The sequence below is a fragment of the Stenotrophomonas sp. NA06056 genome, assembly GCF_013364355.1.
Classification (GTDB): Bacteria; Pseudomonadota; Gammaproteobacteria; order Xanthomonadales; family Xanthomonadaceae; genus Stenotrophomonas.
On the sequence record NZ_CP054931.1, the window covers coordinates 1,786,181 to 1,804,945 of the forward strand.

Consider the following 18,765-nt stretch of genomic DNA (forward strand, 5'->3'; position numbering starts at 1 on the left):
GGCGTGGTACCGGAGACGTCATGTGGGTCAGCGCGAGAAACCGGGCACCGGATCGCGGCTGATCGGGCCAAGCAGCCATGCACCCCATTCGGGCATGTTCGGCTTGGCTTCGCGATCGCCGGGCAGCGGCAGTTCGGTATTGCGGGCAATCGGCTGTACCAACCGCGGCGTGACGATGATCACCAGTTCCTTGTCCTGGCGCTTGTAGTCGAAGTTGCGGAAGAACGTGCCGATGATCGGCAGGTCGCCGAGCAGCGGAATCTTGTTGACCGTGGAAGCCACGGTGGAACTGACCAGACCACCGATGACGAAGCTCTCGCCATCACCAAGCTCGACGGTGGTGTCGGCGCGGCGGGTGGTGATCGAAGGAATCTGCACGCCGTTCAGTGCAATCGAGTTGGTGTAGTCGAGGTCGCTGGCTTCCGGCGCAACCTTCAACGCAATGCGGTTCGGTGAGAGCACGGTGGGCGTGACGGTCAGGCCGATGCCGAAGGGCTTGTAGGTGACCGTGGTCGTGCCAAGTCCCTGTGGCTCCAGGATCGGCAGTTCGCCACCGGCCAGGAAGCTGGCGCTCTGCCCGGAAAGCGCAACGAGGGTGGGCTCGGCCAGCACGCGCGCCATGCCATTGGCCTGCAGCAGGTCGACGTCGGCATTCCACAGGCCCTTGGTCGAGCCAAACACAAGCCGGAACGCCGAAGAGATCGGTGACTCGCTTTCGTTGCTGGACTCGCCTTCCTTCATGCCCGGGAGGATGCCGGTGTTGCCTGGCAGCTGCCCGCCCGGCCGGGCGAAGCCATAGGCGAAGCCACCGTTGCGGTTCTGGAAGTTGATGCCGATCTGCTTCAGTGCGGTCTTGTTGAATTCGACCACCTTGACCTCGACCTGCACTACGCCGCCGCTGCTGATGGTGGAGGCATCGGCCAGGCTGCCGTCCTTGCCCAGTGCCATCACTGCGGTCTTCTGTTCCTGCATGTGCGCCAGCACACTGTCGCTGCTTCCCTGCAGCAGCCCCTGATGGTCCTGCTGGGTGAACACCAGTCCGCTGGCGCCGGCATCGGCAGCGCCCTGCACGGCACTCTGCACGCGTACCTGCACGCGTTGTGGTTCGCTTTGCTTGCGATGCCACAGCAGCAGGGTGGTGGTGCCCGGTGCCTTGCCGACCAGCAGCGCTTGGCGCGCGCCGCGCAGCATTACGATGTCAGCCACGCCGGGATCGGCAATGGCAACCCGCTCCAGATCGGCTGGCAGTGTCCATGGCCGCTGCTCGCGGGTCTGCAGCAGCAGATCGTCGGCAGCCACGCTCGCACCCGGCGCCAGCAGCACCAGCAGCAGGGCCAGCCAGCGCTGGCGGACAGTGGAGCGTAGGCGGTGGCGACGTTCAGTCATGTGCGCTCTCGGCAAGGGTCAAAGGGAGCCACGGGGGGCGGCAGTGTCGCCGCGGATGATCTCGATGCCCGGCGGTCGCGGTGTCGAGCGACGCTGCACCGCTGCGCGCGTGGGTGTTTCGTGTGCGCTGCGCTGCACACTGCTGCCGCGGCCGGCCAATGCGTCGCCATCCAGGCCGGCATAAGCATTGTTCTCCGGTCGCTGCAGGGCCTGTTGCTGTTCGTTGTCCAGGCCGCGCACCGGGTCCAGTACACCGCGCGCCTGCGGGAACAGCGCCAGATCCGGCAGGCCGGTATCGGCCGGATTACGCAGGGCGAGGAACAGCTTGCCCTGCTGCGCACCGAGCAACAGGCGATTGGCGTCGGCCACCGGCACCGCCAGCACTGCAGTGCGTGCCGGTTGCGTGGCATCGCTGCCGTTTCCGCTGCTGTGGGTGCTGCTGGAACCACGGGTGATATCCGCAGCGCGTGAGTCGTTGGGGGCCGGGGCCGGTGCCTCGCCCTGGCCAGTGCTGGGCGTCGCCGCGATGTCCTGCTGGCCATAGCTGAGCACGCGCAGGCGCGACAGCAGCAAGCGGGTCTGTGCGATGTCCTGCTGGCCGTTGTAGGCAGTCGCGGCGCTGCGCAGGTTGAGGAAGACGTCGACGAAATCGCCGGGCAGGATGCGGTTTCCTGCGGCGACAAGCTCATCGACCGGCACTGCCAGTGCCCGTTCACCCGGCCGCAGCTGCAGCGAGAAGCCCTGCGCGAGCAGGCCTGCGCCCACTGCGCTGCCTTCGCTGATGTCCTGCACCGGCACCTTGCCAACCACCGCTGCCAGGTCGGTCAGCGCGCCCGGCACGTCTGTGGTGCGTTGTGTCAGCCGCACGCCATTGGCGCTGATCGGCTCGCCGGCGGGTAGCCGCGCGGTGGCTTCAACGACACTGAAAGTCTGCGCATCGGCCTTCACGATCGTGCTCGGATTGTCCGCCGAAGCCGCCGGCTTGCGACCGATCACGAAGGCGACCACGGCGAGCAGCACGGCAAGCGCGATCAAGGCGATGGCGGCGATACGGGTCAACTTGAGCATGGAAAACGTCTCCTGTACCGATCGTCAGTTGCTGCCAAGGTCCAGCTGGGCAACCGCGACGCTGCGTATGGGGGCCCGCATCACCCAGCCATAGAGCGTGGCGGTGCCTGGCAGGAAGGGATGGGCGGCATAGTCGTAGCTCACGGTTACCGTCATGCATTGCACCGTTGCCAGGCCGGCGCAGGGCGCCTGCGGTGAGACCACGATGGCGCCGGCGCCGCCAGCGCTGCAGTCCGGGTTCTGCCCGGAAAACTGCAACAGCCACTGCATGGAGCGGCGGGCCGCCACGCAGGCTGCGGTGCGCCGTTCGCCGGCGCTGCCAAAGCGCAGCGATGCGCGCGCGCCCTCGGCCGAGGCCGTGGCCAGGGTCTGCTGCGCGGCCATGATCAGCACGCCGGAAAAGGTGAGCAGCAACAGCGGCAGCAGGCCGAGCAGCAGCATCAGCGCGAATTCAATGCTGGCCACGCCGCGCTGGCGGTGACGTGCGAACGCTTTCATGCGACGCCTCCATAGGTGGTTGCCAGTACCCAGCCAATCGCCGCGAAGGCCAGGTAGGCCGCATAGGGGATTCCCTGGCGCCCCTCGCGCGCGGCGTGCAGTTCGCGCAGGGCAGGGTGGCCATTCCAGTGCGTGCTGGCGCGATTGACCTGCATCTGCAGCCGCAGCGGCAGGTGACTGGCCAACTGCCTTCCGACGATCACCACCACGGCATGGGCGCCTGCGGCCAGGCTGGCCAGCACCCATACCGGCAGCAGTGCCTTCCAGCCCAGCAGCAGGCCGAGCACGGCGAAGAACTTCACATCGCCGGCGCCCATCCAGCGCACCGCATAGAACGGCAGCAGCGCCAACAGGCCAAGCGCCGCGCCCAGCAGATGTGGCGCCCATGCCATCCGCGGTGCATTGAACTGGCTGGCGACGATCAGTGAAGCGGCGATCGCGCACGCGGCCAGCAGCCAGGTGTTGGGCACGCGGCGGGCATACAGATCGCTGATCGCGACCCGCAGGCACACTCCCATGGCCAGCAATCCCAGCAGTGTCATCGCACACCCTCGTCGTCCGTCATTGGACAGCTGCATACCCCCTTCATCGGCCACCGCGGTCGCCATCGAAGCGACCGCTGGTGCTGCACCCCGCGCGACGGCTAGGTGGTGGTGGCGTCGGTGGCGATGGCCTGCAGGCGGGTGAACAGCGTGGTGAAGAACGCGGTGATCTGGGTTCTGCCCACCACGATCAGGATGCCGGCGATCACGGCGGCCAGCAGCCCGTATTCGAGCGCGGTCACGCCATCTTCTTCTTTCAGGAACTTGCGGATCGATGCGTTCATGACGGTTGTCTCCCTCTACCTGTCAGTTTCTGCAGGACACCTGCATGGTCGGTGGCCCGGCTCCGCCGGGACCGTCCGTAGGCCCCCACCATCCTGGCGGAGGAGGCACGGCGGGTAATCCCGCTGTGCTCAAGCAGGGTGATCACTCCCAGGTTGGGCAGCGGCCGCGCAACCGCAACCACTCGGCACCAGGCCGGTGGTCGAGTCGGTATGCCGTATGCGCATGGTCATGCTGCTCCCCTGGGTGTGGCCGCTTTTCTGCGTGCCCGATCACCGTGTAATCGACTTTGCCTGAATGGCAGTTCCCTGCAACCGGAACCTATATGCAAATTCGGCAGATTCGCTGAATTCCTGAATATTCCGAGCCGGATCTGTGACGTATATCCGTTCCTGCGCAAAACGATTCATGGTCGTGCAGATAATGTGAGGTCGATCTGTGCGCATGCGAAAACCGTGCCATTCGCGCATACATTTTCTTCACGCGACCGATAATGCAGCGGCGTTGCGCCATGCTGTTTACGGCTGCGGATTATCGGGCATACTCCCATTCAAGGTTTTGCATTTTCAGGGATGGGCGCGCGTGATTCGCAGCGGCCATCACGGCAACGGACGATGCTCTTGGAAACGGCGTGTGCCCTGTCAGGCAGTGGGGGCGGGGCCGTGCAGCAGACCAAACGGGGGGACGACACTGTCATGGTCGGTGGTGGGGTGGAAGACAACGACGAAGGCGATCTCAGGTCGATCGATCTGGCCACGCTGAGCGGCGTGCTCCGCGTGTGCGATGTGGAACTGTTGCTGCTGGATGGCAATGGCCCACGCGCGGCGTTCGCTTCGCGTGTCCATGAGGAAGCGCTGTTCTGCAGCATCAGCTGCGGTTTCCATTGTCGCGGGCGATTCATGCTGCCCCCCGACTGGGCAATGCTCGGTTACCTGCACACCACCGATGATGCATTGAGCTGGTGCCATGGCGTGCCGCTGACGCCGGGAATGGCGCTGGCTGTGATGCCCGAGGGCATCAGTGAATTTACTCTCAGCCCCGGCACGCAGATGACGCTGATGCTGGTGCCGGTCGCACGCGTGCAGCGCAAGCTGACCGAACTGAGCCTGCGCAGTACGCCGCCGGCGGGGCAGGCACTTTCGCTGTTCAATCTTGGCGATGATGCAATGCCCCTGGCTCGCCATTACCAGCAACTGCATGCGCAGCTGGGGCAGGGCGGTGGATTGCAGCCGGAAGAAACCGAGCGCCTGCTGCACGAGCATATCCAGGCACTGCTGGGTGCCGGCCCAGCAGACCGGCCCAACTGCAGCCGTGCCCGTCGCACGCACTACCTGATCGCGCAGCGGGCGGAGAATTTCATGCGCCTCAACCTGCGCCGCAATATCTACATGAATGAAATCTGCGACGCCGCCGGTGTCAGCGAACGTGGCCTGCGCTATGCGTTCGAGGATCTGTTCGGTACGTCGCCCAATCGCTACTTGTCGATGCTGCGGCTGTGTGCGGCCTGCCGCAGCCTGTCGATGGCCGATTCCAACCGGCGCTCGGTCAAGGCCATCGCCCTCAGCTGCGGGCTGTGGGATCTGTCGCGCTTTGCCGACAACTACCGCAAGGTATTTGGCGAACTGCCACGCGACACTCTCATGCGCGCGCCCGCGCAGCTCGGCCAGCCTGCCTGAGGGTGTCGGCCGGGCTGCCGCCCGGCTCCCGCAGAGGCCAAAGCCAAAGCCAAAGCCAAAGCCAAAGCAACAGCCAAAGCCAAAGCCAAAGCAACAGCCGGCTCTGGGTTTTCTGTGGGTTGGCGGGGCGGTGTGGGCTTGCAGGACACGCCGTAAACCCATCCATGGGGGCTCGATGGCGCCATCCATGGCGCCAACGGTCCTGCAAGCCCACACCGCCCCGCCGTTGACAGTTTCCCGGTGACGGTTGGATCTACCGTCGTGCAATCACTGTCTGCATGATCGATCTTTGATTTTCAGTGATTATTTCGATCTAAATGAAAAGCTGATGATCCGACTTTCCCTCAGCCGGGCATGGCCCGGCTCTACAAGAAAGCGTGCAGGAAACTGTAGAAGGCGGGGTGGGTCCGGTTGCGGGGGCGTGAGCGCCATGGATGGCGCGACCGAGCTTACAGGGACGTACTTGCAGCGTCCCCCGCAGCCGGACCCACCCCGCCATCCCTCAGAAACCAAGCTTTTGCAGTTGCTGTTGCCTTTGACCTGGCCTCTGCGGGTGCCGGGCGGCAGCCCGGCCAGCCCTCCCTGCCGGTTTTGCATATGCGGCTGCCGAATCCGGCCGTGGATTTGCCGGAATGCGCGATTGCCCTGCCGGAATGAAGTGCTCAGCCCTCGTTGAAAGGCGCGAAATGTCAGTCACCTGCCTAACGGCAAGTCCACTGACTTTCAAGTTGTCCGCCTACGGGGGAAATGCTCATGAACCGCATCTACCGGCGTGTATGGAACCGCCAGCTCAATGCTCTGGTTGTGGCCTCGGAACTGGCCACCGGCGATAGCGGTGGCACCGCACCGCGTGACCGTCGTGCCAGCCTTCTGGTGCCCAGCACTCTGGCCCTGGCACTGCTGTGTGTGCTGGCCAGCGGACCTGCGGCGGCAACAGAGTCCAACCAGTCACTGCGCGACCTGCAGGCGCTGGCAGCCAAGTACACCCAGCCGATGCCGGTGAAGGTCGATGCCGAGGTGGCGCTGGCGGCGGCCGCGCGACAGGCACAGGCGAACCCGGCGATCAGTGCGAATGCGCGCGTCGGCCTGCAGCTGAGCACGACGTCGCTGCCGATTGTGCGCGATGTGCTGCCGGCGACCGTGCAGGTCAAGCTGGCGGCCGGCGCCACGCCAAATCAGGTACCGGCACCGACCCTTGCTGCCGACGTGCGCGCCAGCGTCGGCGCCGGCAATGCAGCCGCTACCCATGTCGATGCCTCGCTTGCCGCCAACGTCACACCGGCTGCGCAGGCACCGTTGGGCCTGTCTGCCAAGGCGGCAGCGAAGGCCGACGTCGGCATCGCCGGTACACCGGTGACCAGCGTGGATGCCGGTACCCACGTTGGCGCAGCAGTGAGTGCAACCCCGTCCGGGCTGAAAGCGGCCGTTGACGGCAAGGTTGATTCGCAGCTGGCCGTGGCCGGCAAGCACATCGAAGGGCAGGGCCAGGTCGGTGCTACCGCCGGGGTCACGCTGCCCGCCAAGGAAGAGCTGCCGGGCGACACTGATGACCGTGCGGTCACCGCTGCGTTCGATGCCGGTGTCGCGGGCAAGGTGCGCGTGCAGGGCAAGGACGGCGAGGAACTGGTCGCTGATCGCAACCTCAAGCTGGCTGGCACCGCAACGGTCGGCGCGCAGAACAGCGCGCTGGGCCTGGGTGGCCTGCTCAATGGTGTTGGCACTGCACTGAATGGTGTTGGCACTGCGGTGGGCAGCCTGCTCAACGGGGATCTGTCCGGCACCGTCAACAATCTCGGCGGGGCCGTGGGCGGCCTGGTCGGCAATACCCTGGGCAGCCTCGGCCTGACCTCGCCGTCGGCCATTCCGCCGACCAGCCCGAAGGCGCCGGCCGCTTCCGATCCGAATGCAGGCCTGGTGATCGGCACCGGTGGCCTGGTGGGCGGTGTCACCGAACTGCTTGGCCCGACCACCGCCAGCCTGTTCGGCGGTACCGGCTACCTGTCCAACGGCAACCTCAAGCTCAGCACCGCCAACGTCATGCAGACCTATTCCACGGTCAACGTGCTTGGTCTGCCGGTGGTCAACGCCACGCCGGTGGGTACCACGCTCAATGGCCTGGGGGGCGCGGTCACCGGCGGCAGCTCGCACCTGACCCTGATCGGCGGTGTCACCTCCGACAGCTACATCTACAACATCAACAACGGCAATCCCGGTGGCCTGCTGGGCCTGCTGCTGCCCAAGGACTCGCCGGCGTGGGCGGCCAAGTGCCTGGACATCGCGCTGGCCGACATCTCCTGCTGGGCAGTCAACGCCGCACAGGACTACCAGGTGCTGATGGGCGATGGCGCTTATGCCAACGGTTCCAAGGAAGTGGTGATCGGCGCCAATGCCCGCCATGAGCTGCCGAAGGTCGATGCCAATGTGGCCTTCCCTGGCGCAGGCGCCAACGATCCGAGCGATCCGACCGGTGTTCCCACTGCCGACTACGCGGCACGCATGGGGCACTCGGTGGTGGTCGGTGACAGCGCCAGTGGCACCGCCAACGGACAGACCCTGCTCGGTGCGGAGAGCACCTCCAACCAGGCCAATTCGGTGGCGCTGGGCTACCGCTCGGCCGCGCTGCGCGGCGCCCAGGCCAGCTACAGCGCCTATGGCCTGACCACTGCACAGGTGTCGGCGGGTGAAGTGTCGGTAGGCACCGCCGGTGGCGGCGAGCGGCAGATCACCAATCTCGCGGCCGGCAGCGCCAACACCGACGCGGTCAACGTCGCCCAGCTGAAGGGCGCAATCAGCCAGATCGATGCGGTCAGCGCGGCGGCGGTCACCTACGACCTGGACGGTGCAGGCGACCCCAACTATCGCCGTGTCACGCTCGGCGGTGGCACCGGCACCACCACCATCGGCAATCTGGCCGCCGGCGCGGTCAATGCCACCAGCAGCGAAGCGGTCAACGGCGCACAGCTGTTCGCCAGCAACGACACCATGGCGAAGTTCTTTGGCGGACGCGCAGCGTTCGATCCGCTCACCAGCACCTTCACCGCACCGCTGTTCGAGATCAGCACCATCTCCACCGGTGGCGCGGTGGCCTCGGGGCTGTATGACAACGTCACCGACGCCTTCGATGCGGTGGACGGCTCGCTGGTCAACCTCAACACGCAGATCAACGACATCCGCAACACCGGCACCAAGTACCTGCGGGTGAATTCGACCGGTGCCGAAGCCGTAGCCAGCGGCGCCGAATCGATTGCCGTCGGCGCCGGTGCCAGCGCAACCGCCGCCAACAGCATCGCTGTCGGTGCCGGCAGCCTGGCTGATCGGGCCAACAGCGTGTCGATCGGTGCGGCGGGCGCCGAGCGTCAGGTCACCAACGTCGCTGCCGGTACCGCCACCACTGACGCGGTCAACCTGGGTCAGTTGCAGGCCTCGGAAGAAGGCGCATTGCGCTACGACGTCAACGGCGATGGCAGCGTCAACTACGGCAGCGCCACGCTCGGCCAGGCCGGCACGGCCACCACGCTGCGCAACCTCGGCCCGGGCCAGATCAGTGCGGCCAGCAGCGAAGCGATCAACGGCGCGCAGTTGTTCGCGGCCAACCAGACCGTAGCGACCCACCTCGGGGGTGGCGCTGCAGTGGATGCAAATGGCGTGGTCACCGCGCCGACCTACACACTCAACAACGTTGCCGCCAACGGAACGGTCAGCCAGGGCAGCTACAACGACGTCGGCACCGCCTTCGACGCAGTCAGCAATTCGCTGGCCAACGTTGCCGACCAGACCGATGACCTGGACAAGCGCGCCGTGAAGTACGACGTGGATGGGAGTGGCAACGTGGTCGATACCGTGACCCTCAGCGGTACCGGTGGTGCACCGGTGAAAGTCACCAATGTCGCCGCTGGCAGCATCCTGGCGGGCAGCAGTGACGCCATCACCGGCGACCAGCTCTTCAGCACGCATCAGACGGTGGCCAGTTACTTCGGTGGCAGCACCGTGTACAACGGCAGCACCGGGCTGTGGACCGCGCCGACCTTCAACATCTCCACCATCGCCACCGATGGCACAATCACCGGCAACGACTACAGCAATGTCACCGCTGCGTTCTCCGCGGTGGATGGCTCGCTGCGGGTGCTCAACCAGCGCATCACCAATGGCGGCGGCAGCCCCTACCTGGCGGTGAACTCCACTGCTGCGGCGGCCACGGCCACCGGTGCTGAAGCACTGGCGGTCGGCCCTCAGGCAAGCGCAGCGGGTGCGGGCAGCGTGGCAGTCGGCAACGGTGCGAATGCCAGCGCCGGCAACAGTGTTGCGCTGGGCGCGGGTTCGGTGGCCAGCGTTGGCGCGCAGACCGGCTATACCGGTGCCTACGGTGCGGCTGGCGGCAGCAACTCGGCCGGCGAAGTGTCGGTCGGCAGCAGCGGCAGTGAGCGCAAGATCACCCATGTTGCCGATGGTTCCGACGACCACGACGCCACCAACGTCGGCCAGCTGAAGAATGGCGTGAATTACGCCATCGATCAGTCCAAGTCCTACACCGACCAGAAGATCCAGAACATCACCAACGTGGCCGGAAGCTTCCGCGCCAACAACAGCAACAACCTGGCCGATCCGTCCGCCAGTGGCGCCAACTCCGCCGCGGGCGGTGCCGGCTCCACCGCTGCCGGGGCAAACTCGACTGCACTGGGCAATGGATCGAAGGCGCAGGCCGACAACTCGGTGGCGCTGGGTGCAGGCTCGGTCGCCAACCGCGCCAATACGGTGTCGGTGGGAGCCGCTGGTGCCGAGCGCCAGGTGGTCAACGTCGCCGATGGCTCGCAGGCAACCGATGCGGTCAACGTGCGTCAGTTGCAGGCGTCGCAGCAGGGCACGATCCGCTATGACACCACCACCAACGGCACCACCAACTACAACAGCGTGACACTGGGCAGCACCAACAGTGGCCCGACCACGGTGCGCAACGTCGCCGCCGGCACCGCCGGTACTGACGCAGTCAATGTCGACCAGCTGAAGTCGGGCATGGCGCAGACCCTGGACTGGTCCAAGGCCTACACCGATGAGCGCATGGGCGGCTTCGAACGCGACCTGCGCAAGACCGACAACCGTGCCTCGGCCGGTATCGCCTCGGCGATGGCAACGGCCTCGCTGCCGCAGCCCAGTGAAGCCGGTCGCAACATGGCCTCGATCGCCGCCGGCAGCTACAACGGCGAGTCCGGCGTGGCCCTGGGCATCTCCGGTGTGTCCGAGGGCGGGCGCTGGATCTACAAGTTCAGTGGTTCCACCAACAGCCGTGGCGAGGCCGGTGTGGCCGTCGGTGCCGGCATCCAGTGGTGATCGCCCGCGCCGGGTCGCAACGGCGACCCGGCGCAAAGGGCAACGTCTACAGGGGGAATGACATGAAATCGCATTGCATCGCTCGCACCGGCCGCGTCGTCGCCACGCTCGGGCTGATCCTGGCGGCGGGGCTGCTGGTCGCCTGCCGCAGCCACGCACCGGCCGCAGACGGTCCCGCCGGCAGCACTGCCGTCACCTTCCCGGAGGCCAGCAAGGCATCGCTGAAGGAAGGCATCTATCCGGATATCGCCGACCTGCGCCGGTTCGCGCCGGGCATGAGCAAGCGACAGCTCTATACGCTGCTCGGTACCCCGCATTTCAATGAAGGCATGTGGGGCGTGCGCGAGTGGAACTACCTGTTCAACTTCCGCACTGCGCAGGGCGCCGAATACTTCACCTGCCAGTTCCAGGTGCGCTTCGACAACAAGGGCATCGCCCAGGGCGGCTATTGGAAGCCTGAATCCTGCGCAGCAGTCCTCGACCCACCACGTCCGCCACCGCCGCCACCGTCACCGGCGCCGCTGCCGGAGCAGCCGCTGCGACTCGCTGCCGATGCGCTGTTCGGGTTCGACAGTGCTGTGCTCAGTGCCAGCGGCCAGCAGGCAGTGCAGGGCGTGCTGGCGCAGGTGCGCGAGGCCAGCCAGGTGCAGTCGATCCAGGTGGTCGGCTACACCGACCGCATCGGCAGCGCGGCCTACAACCAGACACTGTCGCAGCGGCGCGCCGAGGCCGTGCGCATGGCCCTGGTACAGGGCGGTGTATCAGCGGCGAGCATCAGCGCTGAGGGGCGGGGCGCGGCGGAACCGCTGGTGCAGTGCGACCAGCGCAACCGGCGCGAACTGATCGCCTGCCTGGCGCCCAACCGCCGGGTGCAGATCGCTGGCGTGGCCCGAGCGCACTGAATCCCCGCGCCGGGGCGTGCTCCGGCATCCCGTGTCCCCCCTGTTCTGCCGGCAGGACGTGGAAACGTCTCCCCCGTTTTCCACGCCTGCCGGTGGGCAGGTTTCTCCCCTGGTGCACCTGATGAATGCCCAATTCCTGCCCTTGTCCATGAAGACGGAAGCCACTCTCAGCGTGTACGGCCAGCTTGGCAACCATGCGGTGGTGCGCATTCCCGGGCGCCGACTGCCGGGCCTGATCCTGCAGGCCGATACCGTCGCCGGCTTCCTCACTCAATTGCAGGAAGCGCAGGCTTGTCTGCGTAGCGGCCGCGCACAGCGCGCCGATGCCGAGCTGGACATGCTGGTCGACATGCTCGAGCAGTGGTACGCGTTGATCGAATCGCGCCTGGCCGATGCCGGCGAGGCCTTGTAGAGAAGAGGGGACGGCGGGGATCAAGTCGTTTCCCGCACAGTCGGAGCATGAACGACTTGATCCCCTACGTCCCCATTTCTGGTGCTAGGCGCGGGCGCGGATCATCCAGCAGGCGGTCTCTACCCGCACGCGATCACCTTCGATGAACGGTGCGAACGCGGTCAGTGCCTGTTGCAGCAGCGCATCTGCGCGTTCGGCGGGCAGCGCACGCAGGGCCAGACCCACGGGCCCAAGCTGGCCGACATAGCGGGCCAGTCCGTCACGGGTGAGGAAACAGGTCAGGTCCAGCGGCGATACGTCCACGTCCTGCCATCCGGCACGCTGCAGCAGCTGGCGCACCCGCTCGCCGTCGGCAAAGGCGAACTGTCCTGGTGCACCGGGCGCTCGCACTGGCAGCGTCAGCTGGTCTGCAAGGGCGCGCTCGGCAGTCGTCATGAATGGATTTTCCTGCGCGCTGCGCCAGGCGATGAAGCGCAGGCCTGCGCCCGCTTGGGCGGCACGGTGCAGGTTGGCGAAGGCGGCCGGCGTGTCCTCGAAGAACATTACCCCGAAGCGTGACTGGAGCCAGTTGTAGTGCGCCGTTGCGAAGGCATGGCGCTGCGCGTCGGCAACGATGAAGTCGATGTCGCGCCCGAGGGTGGCGGCACGTTGGCGGGCGAGGGCCAGCATCGGTGCCGAGATGTCCACGCCTGTGCAATGTGCGTCAGGACGCGCCGTGGCGGCGGTCAGGGTGCTGGCGCCGGTGCCACAGCCGATGTCCAGTAGTTCTGTGACAGTAGCCGGCAGTTCGTCGCGCAGGGCATCGGCCATCGGGTGGAACAGGCTGTCCAGCAGCGCCTGCTGCGCGACCCAGTTCTCGCCAGCGGGCCCGTTCCAGAGCGCGTTCTGATCAAGCGGGAGGGAATCGGTCATGGGCTTGCCTTGCGCGGAGAGTGCGACCATGGTGGCGCCTGAAGCCCACTTGAGGTCAAGCACGATGCAGGAACTGGATATCGGTGAGGTGGTGCGCCGCAGTGGCGTGCCGGCCTCGACCCTGCGCTACTACGAGCAGCTCGGCCTGCTGCAGGTGCTGGGGCGGCGCGGCCTGCGCCGGCAGTATCACGAACAGGTGCTGGAACGGCTGGCGCTGATCGGCCTGGGGCAGTCTGCGGGTCTGTCGCTGCAGCAGATCGGCGCCGCGATGCCGCAGGGGGCAGGGCTCGCATTGGACCGCACGGCATTGCTGGCCCAGGCCGATGCGCTGCAGCGGCAGATACGCGGACTGCAGCGGGTGCAGGATCGGCTGCGGCGGGCTGCAGCCTGTCCACACGCAGACGATGCACGGCGCTGCGCCTCTTTCCGCAGATTGCTACGTGCGCAGCAGCGCGTGGCGCGTGCATGAGCAGTAGATCCACGCCCTGCGTGGATGAACCGCCACCCCCCGCTCAATCGCGGGTGCTGACTTCCCAGGTAGCGTGCAGCACGCCCGGCACCTGCTCCATCCGAGCCAGCACCACGTCCAGTTCGTCGGCGCTGACCGCGGTGCTGACCAGCACTGCGATCACATCGGTAGGCGCATCGGCGTGCTCGACCAGCTGTACGTCGCCGACCGGGTACTGCGCTGCTTCCAGCACATCGACCAGACGCTCGCGCACGCGCGGCACCGCGTCAGCGTCCACGCTCAGGCGCACTTCGTAGGTCGCCTCGCTGGTGGCTTCGTTGATCGGAATGCGGTTGATCGCGTTCACCAGCGGGCGCAGCAGGGTATTGCCGGCGATGATCAGTACGGTCAGCAGCACGCCTTCGGCCAGCATGTCGGCGCCGGTGCAGCTGCCCACGGCAGCTGAGCACCACAGCGTCGCCGCAGTGTTCAGGCCGCGCACGTTCATGCCTTCCTTCATGATCACACCAGCGCCGAGGAAGCCGACGCCAGAGACCACATACGAGATCACCCGCACCGCTTCGGCGCTGCCAGCGATACGCATGCCCAGGTCGACGAAGGCGGCGGCGCCCACGGCCACCAGCACGTTGGTGCGCAGGCCGGCGGTGCGCTGCCGATATTGGCGCTCGGCGCCGATCAGGGTACCCAATACGAACGCTGCCAGCAGGCTGACCACGGTGTCGGCGAAGGGGCCAGCCTGGAAGGTTTCAATGAAGCGCATGGCCGCAGTCTACCCGCACAACGTGACAGTAGATCCACGCCATGCGTGGATGGGTGGGGGCGTCGGGAGATCATCCACGCATGGCGTGGATCTACCAGTCGACGCGCGGTCGGGGGCCCGGCTGTGCAGTAGAGCCACGCCATGCGTGGATGGGTGGGGGCGCCGGGACATCATCGACGCATGGCGTAGATCTACCAGTCGACGCGCGGCCGGGGGCCTGGCTGTACAGTAGATCCACGCCATGCGTGGATGGGCGGGGGCGTCGGGAGATCATCCACGCATGGCGTGGATCTACCAGTCGACGCGCGGTCGGGGGGCTGGCTGTACAGTAGATCCACGCCATGCGTGAACGGGCGGAGGCGTCGGGAGATCATCCACGCATGGCGTGGATCTACCAGTCGACGCGCGGTCGGGGGCCTGGCTGTACAGTAGATCCACGCCATGCGTGGATGGGCGCGGGCGCCGGGACATCATCCACGCATGGCGTGGATCTACCAGTCGACGCACGGTCGGGGGCTGGCTGTACAGTAGATCCACGCCATGCGTGGATGGGTGGGGGGCGTCGGGACATCATCCACGCATGGCGTGGATCTACTCGTCGACGCGCTCGCCCATCATTTCGCGCTGGCGCTTGTCCAGCTCCTCCGCATAGCGCTTGCGCACGAATGCTTCAGACACCACGCCCAGTACCTGGCCATCGCCAGCTACCACCGCCAGTTCATCGGCCTGGGTCTGGTCGAACCGCTGCATCACGCTCACCACGTCCGCGCTTGCGGCCAGCGCCACATCGCGGTTCTCGGCGAACGTACCCACCACGTCCTCGGGCTTCACGCCGTCACCGAACAGGCGCGGAATCTGCACGATGCCGGCGTAGTGGCCTTCACTGTCGATCAGGATCACCCGGCTGCCCGAGCCCAGCGGGAAGCGCTGACGGAACGTGGCGGCATCGAGGTCGGCCGGCGCAGTAGCGATACCCTTGCGCATCATCCGCCCGGCGTTGAGGTTGTGTACCCAGCCGATGTCACGCGCGCTCTTGATGGTTTCGCCGCGCAGATGCATGCGCCAGGTCGAGAAGGAATAGCCGAACCATTGCCGTACCAGGGTGCTGGACACCAGTACCGCGCTCATCACCACGCTGGTCAGCAGGAAGTCGTGGGTGCCTTCCAGCACCAGCATGGCCATGGTCATCGGCGCGCCGACCACGGCCGCGGCCAGTGCGGCCATGCCCGCCAGCGCCGCCGAGGTGGCGTCGATCACCGGTACGCCGGTGGCCATCGCCAGAAGTCCGGCAAACAGGGCGCCGACCAGGGTGCCCATGAACAGCGAGGCGAAGAACAGGCCGCCGCGGAAGCCAAAACCGAGCGAGATGCCCGACGCGAGGCATTTGAGGGTCAGCAGTCCGCCGATCCAGATCAACGGCAGGTGCGTGGTCAGGTCCAGGTGCAGCGCTCCGTGGCCGGACGACAGTACCTGCGGACTGGCCAGTGCCAGTGGAATCAGCAGCAGGCCGCCCACCACCGGGCGCCCCCACAGCGGCAACGGACTGCGCTTGACGGTGCCCTCGATGGAGGCGATCAGGCGCATCACCGCGATGCCGACCATCGCACAGCAGCAGCCAAGCAGGCCGTAGATCGCATAATCGGCTGCGCGCACGTCGATGGTGGATGCCGCCGGCAGCAGATAGGCTTCCACGCCGGCCTGGTCGGCAACGAAGGCGCCGGCCAGCGCGGCCACCGCCACCGGTGCCAGTGCGGCCGGCGTATAGGCACCGATGACGATCTCGAAGGCATAGAACGCCCCGGCCAGCGGAGCGCCGAAGGCCGCGGCGATCGCACCGGCCGCACCTGCACCGACCAGGATGCGCACATCGTTGCGGCGCAGGCGCATCACGCGCCCCAGCTGCGAGCCGCTACCCGCGCCCATCTGTGTGTACGACGCTTCCAGTCCGACCGACGCGCCGCAGCCGTTGGAGACAAGGGTCTGGGTCAACACGATCAGGTTGTCGCGCATGGACATGCGACCGCCGTGCAGCGCATTGGCTTCCACGGCATCCAGCAAGGGGCGCTTGAGGCGCGTCGCAGCAAGGCTGACCAGGCCCACCACCAGGCCACCCAGCGGCAGCACCAGCAGCGCGGTCCAGGTCAATGCGGGCAACGAGCTCAGGCGCATGCCCTCGTCCAGGCCATACAGCGCGGCCTGCAGGGTGCGTGCCAGCCCAGCCTGCAACAGGGTCAGGCCACCGGCGATCAGCCCGACCAGCAGGGCCAGGGCTATGAACCACAGGTCGCTGCCGCGCAGGCGCAACTGCAGGCCCTGGAAGGCCAGATGCAGGCGCGATGGCGAAGCGGCGGACGACATGGTGGCGGCATGATACGCCGCCCCCGTGAGCGCCACCGTCACCGCATCAGGCGGTTACTGCACTCAGAAGCGGTAGCGGCCCTGCACGTAGAACGTGCGCGGTGCGGCCACCATGCGCCCGGCGTTGCCATCCACGTTGCGGGTGTACCAGCGCTTGTCGGCCAGGTTGTTCACGCCCACCGCAACTTCGCTGTCGGCCAGCCACGGCAGCTGCCAGGCGGCCTGCGCGTTCCACAGGCGTACGCCCGGCACACGTCCCACGCGCGCATCGGCGGTTTCGTTCCAGGTGTTGGCGGCATCGGAGAACTGGCCGCTCTGGTGGGTGCTGGACACGTTGAAGGTCCAGCCGGCAAGCGCATAACGGGCGCCGATGCTGTCGGTGTCGCGCGAATAGAACGGTACATCCAGGCCGCGGTTGTCGCCGGACTGCTGGATGGCCTTGGTCCAGGTGTAGTTCGCGTACAGCTCCAGCCCGGCCAGCGCGCTGCTCTCGGCGAAGCGGTATTCGATCGCGCTTTCCACGCCCTTGTGGTCCGTGGCGCCGATGTTCTGGAAGGTGGGTGGGGTGATGCCCGGGACCTGCAGGATCTGGTTGTCGAAGCGCATCTTGAACACGGTCACTTCCGCGCGCAGCGCGCCATCCTGCCAGCGCGCGCCCAGTTCGGTGGTCTTGGCGATTTCCGGGTTCAGCGGATTGGTTGCGGTCTGCGAATTCAGCTGGATGTTCTGCACCGGCCCGAACGAGGTGGTGTAGTTGCCGAACACGGTCAGCTGCGGGGTCAGCAGGTAGGCGACGTTGAGCGAGGGCAGGGCCTTGTCGCTGCGGCTGCTGAAGTTGGCGCCGCCACCGGCCTGCTGGCGGTCCATGTCGATCCATTCCATGCGCACGCCGGGCGTGATCCGCCACTTGCCGATGGCGATACGGTCATCCACGTAGAACGCGTGCGCATCGGTGGCGTTGTCGAAGCGGGTGGTCACGCCGGCCGCACCGGTACGGCGGGTCACGGTGTAGCTGCGGTCATTGCCGCGCTCGCGCAGGAAGCGGTAGCCGGCAGTGATGTCGTGCACGCTGCTGCCCCAGTGCAGGCGCTGGGTGTAGCGCGGTTCGATGCCGAGCACTCGGTAATCGCGCGGCTGCACCGTGATCTGCGTGTTGGCGGCGTTGATCAGCGAGCTGGCGCGGTTGCTTTCGTTGTAATAGGCCAGCACCTCGAACTCGCTGTTTTCCGACAGCGTGTTGGTGTAGCCCAGGTCGATGCCGGTGCGATGGCCCTTCCAGAAGTCGGTGGGCCGGGTGTTCTGGAACGGGTCGGTCTCGTATTGCGCGCGGGTCAGGCCGCCCGGCGTCAGCGAGCGAACGTCGTAGTAGGAGAGCTTGGCGCGCAGCGCCTGCTGTTCGTCGATGGCATAGGCGAACTTCAGCGCGAGATCGTTGAAGCGATCATCGCTTCCCTGGCGCCAGCCGCGGCCGTCCTGGCCGGAGTAGAGCAGGGCTGCGCCCAGACCGTTGTCAGCGGTGCCACCGAGGAAGGCGTTGTACTGGGTGCTGTCGCCGCCGCCATGGTCGTAGGCGGTGTAGCGCACGCCGGCTTCGCCGTGCAGGCCGGCTTCGGTGGGAATGGCGCGGGTGCTGAAATTGATGATGCCGCCCACGTTCTGCGGCCCGTAGCGCACCGCGCCGCCACCACGCACCACGTCGATCGACTCGATGTTGGCCAGGCTGGCCGGGGCGAAGGACAGTTGCGGCTGCCCGTACGGTGCAACCGCCAGCGGCACGCCGTCCAGCAGCACGGTCGAGCGCGGCGAGTAGCGACCGGTCAGGCCACGCACGCCGATGTTGAGCGACACTGAGCTGCCAGCAGTGCCGGAGTTGTCGGTGACCTGTACGCCGGGAATGCGGCGCATGGCATCGCCCAGGCTGGCGGCGCCGCTGGCCTCGATGCGCTGGCGGTCAACCACGGTACGCGCGCCGGCAAAGCTTTTGACGCTGTCGTGCAGGCCGGTGCCCAGCCAGCTGCCCGATACCTGGATGCTGTCGAGGGTGGTGGCGCTGTCCTGTGCGAAAGCGTTGGCGGCCGGGATCAGGCACAGGGCGAGGGTGGCGGCCAGGGGCAGGCGGGCCGGTTGCAGGGCAGGGATGGGCATCGGTGCAGGCTGTGGAAGGTTGTAAATGAG

General features: G+C 66.7%; 14 protein-coding genes. 5 read left to right on the top strand and 9 right to left on the bottom strand.

What is annotated here, in order from left to right:
* Positions 1 to 27 precede the first annotated feature (27 nt).
* From HUT07_RS07940 to HUT07_RS07960, 5 genes are all read right to left on the bottom strand, one after another.
* Positions 28 to 1,386: a type II and III secretion system protein family protein gene (locus HUT07_RS07940; RefSeq protein WP_176020475.1), complete on the bottom strand. Its 1,359-nt coding sequence runs from the start codon at positions 1,384 to 1,386 to the stop codon at positions 28 to 30.
* Positions 1,387 to 1,404: 18 nt separating this feature from the next.
* Positions 1,405 to 2,454, bottom strand: coding sequence for a Flp pilus assembly protein CpaB (gene cpaB, locus HUT07_RS07945; protein WP_176020476.1), 1,050 nt, complete (start codon positions 2,452 to 2,454; stop codon positions 1,405 to 1,407).
* Between the two features lie 24 nt (positions 2,455 to 2,478).
* The gene (locus tag HUT07_RS07950) at positions 2,479 to 2,952 is read right to left on the bottom strand and encodes a TadE/TadG family type IV pilus assembly protein (RefSeq protein WP_176020477.1); all 474 of its coding nucleotides are present in this window, start codon (positions 2,950 to 2,952) and stop codon (positions 2,479 to 2,481) included.
* On the bottom strand, positions 2,949 to 3,494 hold the full coding sequence (locus HUT07_RS07955) for a prepilin peptidase (RefSeq protein ID WP_176022503.1): 546 nt from the start codon (positions 3,492 to 3,494) through the stop codon (positions 2,949 to 2,951). The genes HUT07_RS07950 and HUT07_RS07955 overlap by 4 nt, the downstream gene beginning before the upstream one ends.
* A gap of 101 nt (positions 3,495 to 3,595) precedes the next feature.
* Entirely contained in the window at positions 3,596 to 3,778 is a 183-nt protein-coding gene (locus tag HUT07_RS07960) for a Flp family type IVb pilin (protein WP_025878547.1), read from the bottom strand.
* 693 nt (positions 3,779 to 4,471) lie between these two features.
* On the opposite strand from HUT07_RS07960, the gene HUT07_RS07965 reads away from it, so the two are divergent.
* The 4 genes from HUT07_RS07965 (at position 4,472) to HUT07_RS07980 (ending at position 12,091) form a co-directional block, all read left to right on the top strand.
* Positions 4,472 to 5,452, top strand: a complete 981-nt coding sequence (locus tag HUT07_RS07965; protein WP_176022504.1) for a helix-turn-helix domain-containing protein — start codon at positions 4,472 to 4,474, stop codon at positions 5,450 to 5,452.
* A 753-nt stretch (positions 5,453 to 6,205) separates the two neighbouring features.
* A complete protein-coding gene (locus tag HUT07_RS07970; RefSeq protein ID WP_176020478.1) occupies positions 6,206 to 10,777 on the top strand; it encodes a YadA-like family protein in 4,572 nt (1,523 codons plus the stop codon).
* A gap of 62 nt (positions 10,778 to 10,839) precedes the next feature.
* Entirely contained in the window at positions 10,840 to 11,679 is an 840-nt protein-coding gene (locus tag HUT07_RS07975; protein WP_176020479.1) for an OmpA family protein, read from the top strand.
* Between the two features lie 121 nt (positions 11,680 to 11,800).
* Positions 11,801 to 12,091: a hypothetical protein gene (locus HUT07_RS07980; RefSeq protein ID WP_170929478.1), complete on the top strand. Its 291-nt coding sequence runs from the start codon at positions 11,801 to 11,803 to the stop codon at positions 12,089 to 12,091.
* Positions 12,092 to 12,175: 84 nt separating this feature from the next.
* Here HUT07_RS07980 and HUT07_RS07985 read toward each other — a convergent pair whose 3' ends face one another.
* Entirely contained in the window at positions 12,176 to 13,003 is an 828-nt protein-coding gene (locus HUT07_RS07985; RefSeq protein WP_176020480.1) for a class I SAM-dependent methyltransferase, read from the bottom strand.
* Positions 13,004 to 13,067: 64 nt separating this feature from the next.
* On the opposite strand from HUT07_RS07985, the gene HUT07_RS07990 reads away from it, so the two are divergent.
* Positions 13,068 to 13,472, top strand: a complete 405-nt coding sequence (locus HUT07_RS07990) for a MerR family transcriptional regulator (RefSeq protein ID WP_176022505.1) — start codon at positions 13,068 to 13,070, stop codon at positions 13,470 to 13,472.
* Between the two features lie 43 nt (positions 13,473 to 13,515).
* On the opposite strand, the gene HUT07_RS07995 is transcribed toward HUT07_RS07990, so the two are convergent.
* The 3 genes from HUT07_RS07995 to HUT07_RS08005 form a co-directional block, all read right to left on the bottom strand.
* A complete protein-coding gene (locus HUT07_RS07995; protein WP_176020481.1) occupies positions 13,516 to 14,232 on the bottom strand; it encodes an MgtC/SapB family protein in 717 nt (238 codons plus the stop codon).
* Between the two features lie 591 nt (positions 14,233 to 14,823).
* On the bottom strand, positions 14,824 to 16,590 hold the full coding sequence (locus tag HUT07_RS08000; protein WP_254898824.1) for a chloride channel protein: 1,767 nt from the start codon (positions 16,588 to 16,590) through the stop codon (positions 14,824 to 14,826).
* Between the two features lie 63 nt (positions 16,591 to 16,653).
* Positions 16,654 to 18,735, bottom strand: a complete 2,082-nt coding sequence (locus HUT07_RS08005) for a TonB-dependent siderophore receptor (protein WP_176020483.1) — start codon at positions 18,733 to 18,735, stop codon at positions 16,654 to 16,656.
* Positions 18,736 to 18,765: the final 30 nt, after the last annotated feature.

Excerpts from the sequence above, each read along its gene's own strand:
- HUT07_RS07965 (WP_176022504.1), top strand. The coding sequence starts at position 4,472 with ATGGTCGGTGGTGGGGTGGAAGACAACGACGAAGGCGATCTCAGGTCG.
- HUT07_RS07990 (WP_176022505.1), top strand. The coding sequence starts at position 13,068 with ATGCAGGAACTGGATATCGGTGAGGTGGTGCGCCGCAGTGGCGTGCCG.
- HUT07_RS07995 (WP_176020481.1), bottom strand. The coding sequence starts at position 14,232 with ATGCGCTTCATTGAAACCTTCCAGGCTGGCCCCTTCGCCGACACCGTG.
- HUT07_RS08005 (WP_176020483.1), bottom strand. The coding sequence starts at position 18,735 with ATGCCCATCCCTGCCCTGCAACCGGCCCGCCTGCCCCTGGCCGCCACC.
- HUT07_RS07970 (WP_176020478.1), top strand. The coding sequence starts at position 6,206 with ATGAACCGCATCTACCGGCGTGTATGGAACCGCCAGCTCAATGCTCTG.
- HUT07_RS07940 (WP_176020475.1), bottom strand. The coding sequence starts at position 1,386 with ATGACTGAACGTCGCCACCGCCTACGCTCCACTGTCCGCCAGCGCTGG.
- HUT07_RS07955 (WP_176022503.1), bottom strand. The coding sequence starts at position 3,494 with ATGACACTGCTGGGATTGCTGGCCATGGGAGTGTGCCTGCGGGTCGCG.
- HUT07_RS07950 (WP_176020477.1), bottom strand. The coding sequence starts at position 2,952 with ATGAAAGCGTTCGCACGTCACCGCCAGCGCGGCGTGGCCAGCATTGAA.
- HUT07_RS07985 (WP_176020480.1), bottom strand. The coding sequence starts at position 13,003 with ATGACCGATTCCCTCCCGCTTGATCAGAACGCGCTCTGGAACGGGCCC.
- HUT07_RS07975 (WP_176020479.1), top strand. The coding sequence starts at position 10,840 with ATGAAATCGCATTGCATCGCTCGCACCGGCCGCGTCGTCGCCACGCTC.
- cpaB (WP_176020476.1), bottom strand. The coding sequence starts at position 2,454 with ATGCTCAAGTTGACCCGTATCGCCGCCATCGCCTTGATCGCGCTTGCC.
- HUT07_RS07960 (WP_025878547.1), bottom strand. The coding sequence starts at position 3,778 with ATGAACGCATCGATCCGCAAGTTCCTGAAAGAAGAAGATGGCGTGACC.
- HUT07_RS07980 (WP_170929478.1), top strand. The coding sequence starts at position 11,801 with ATGAATGCCCAATTCCTGCCCTTGTCCATGAAGACGGAAGCCACTCTC.
- HUT07_RS08000 (WP_254898824.1), bottom strand. The coding sequence starts at position 16,590 with ATGTCGTCCGCCGCTTCGCCATCGCGCCTGCATCTGGCCTTCCAGGGC.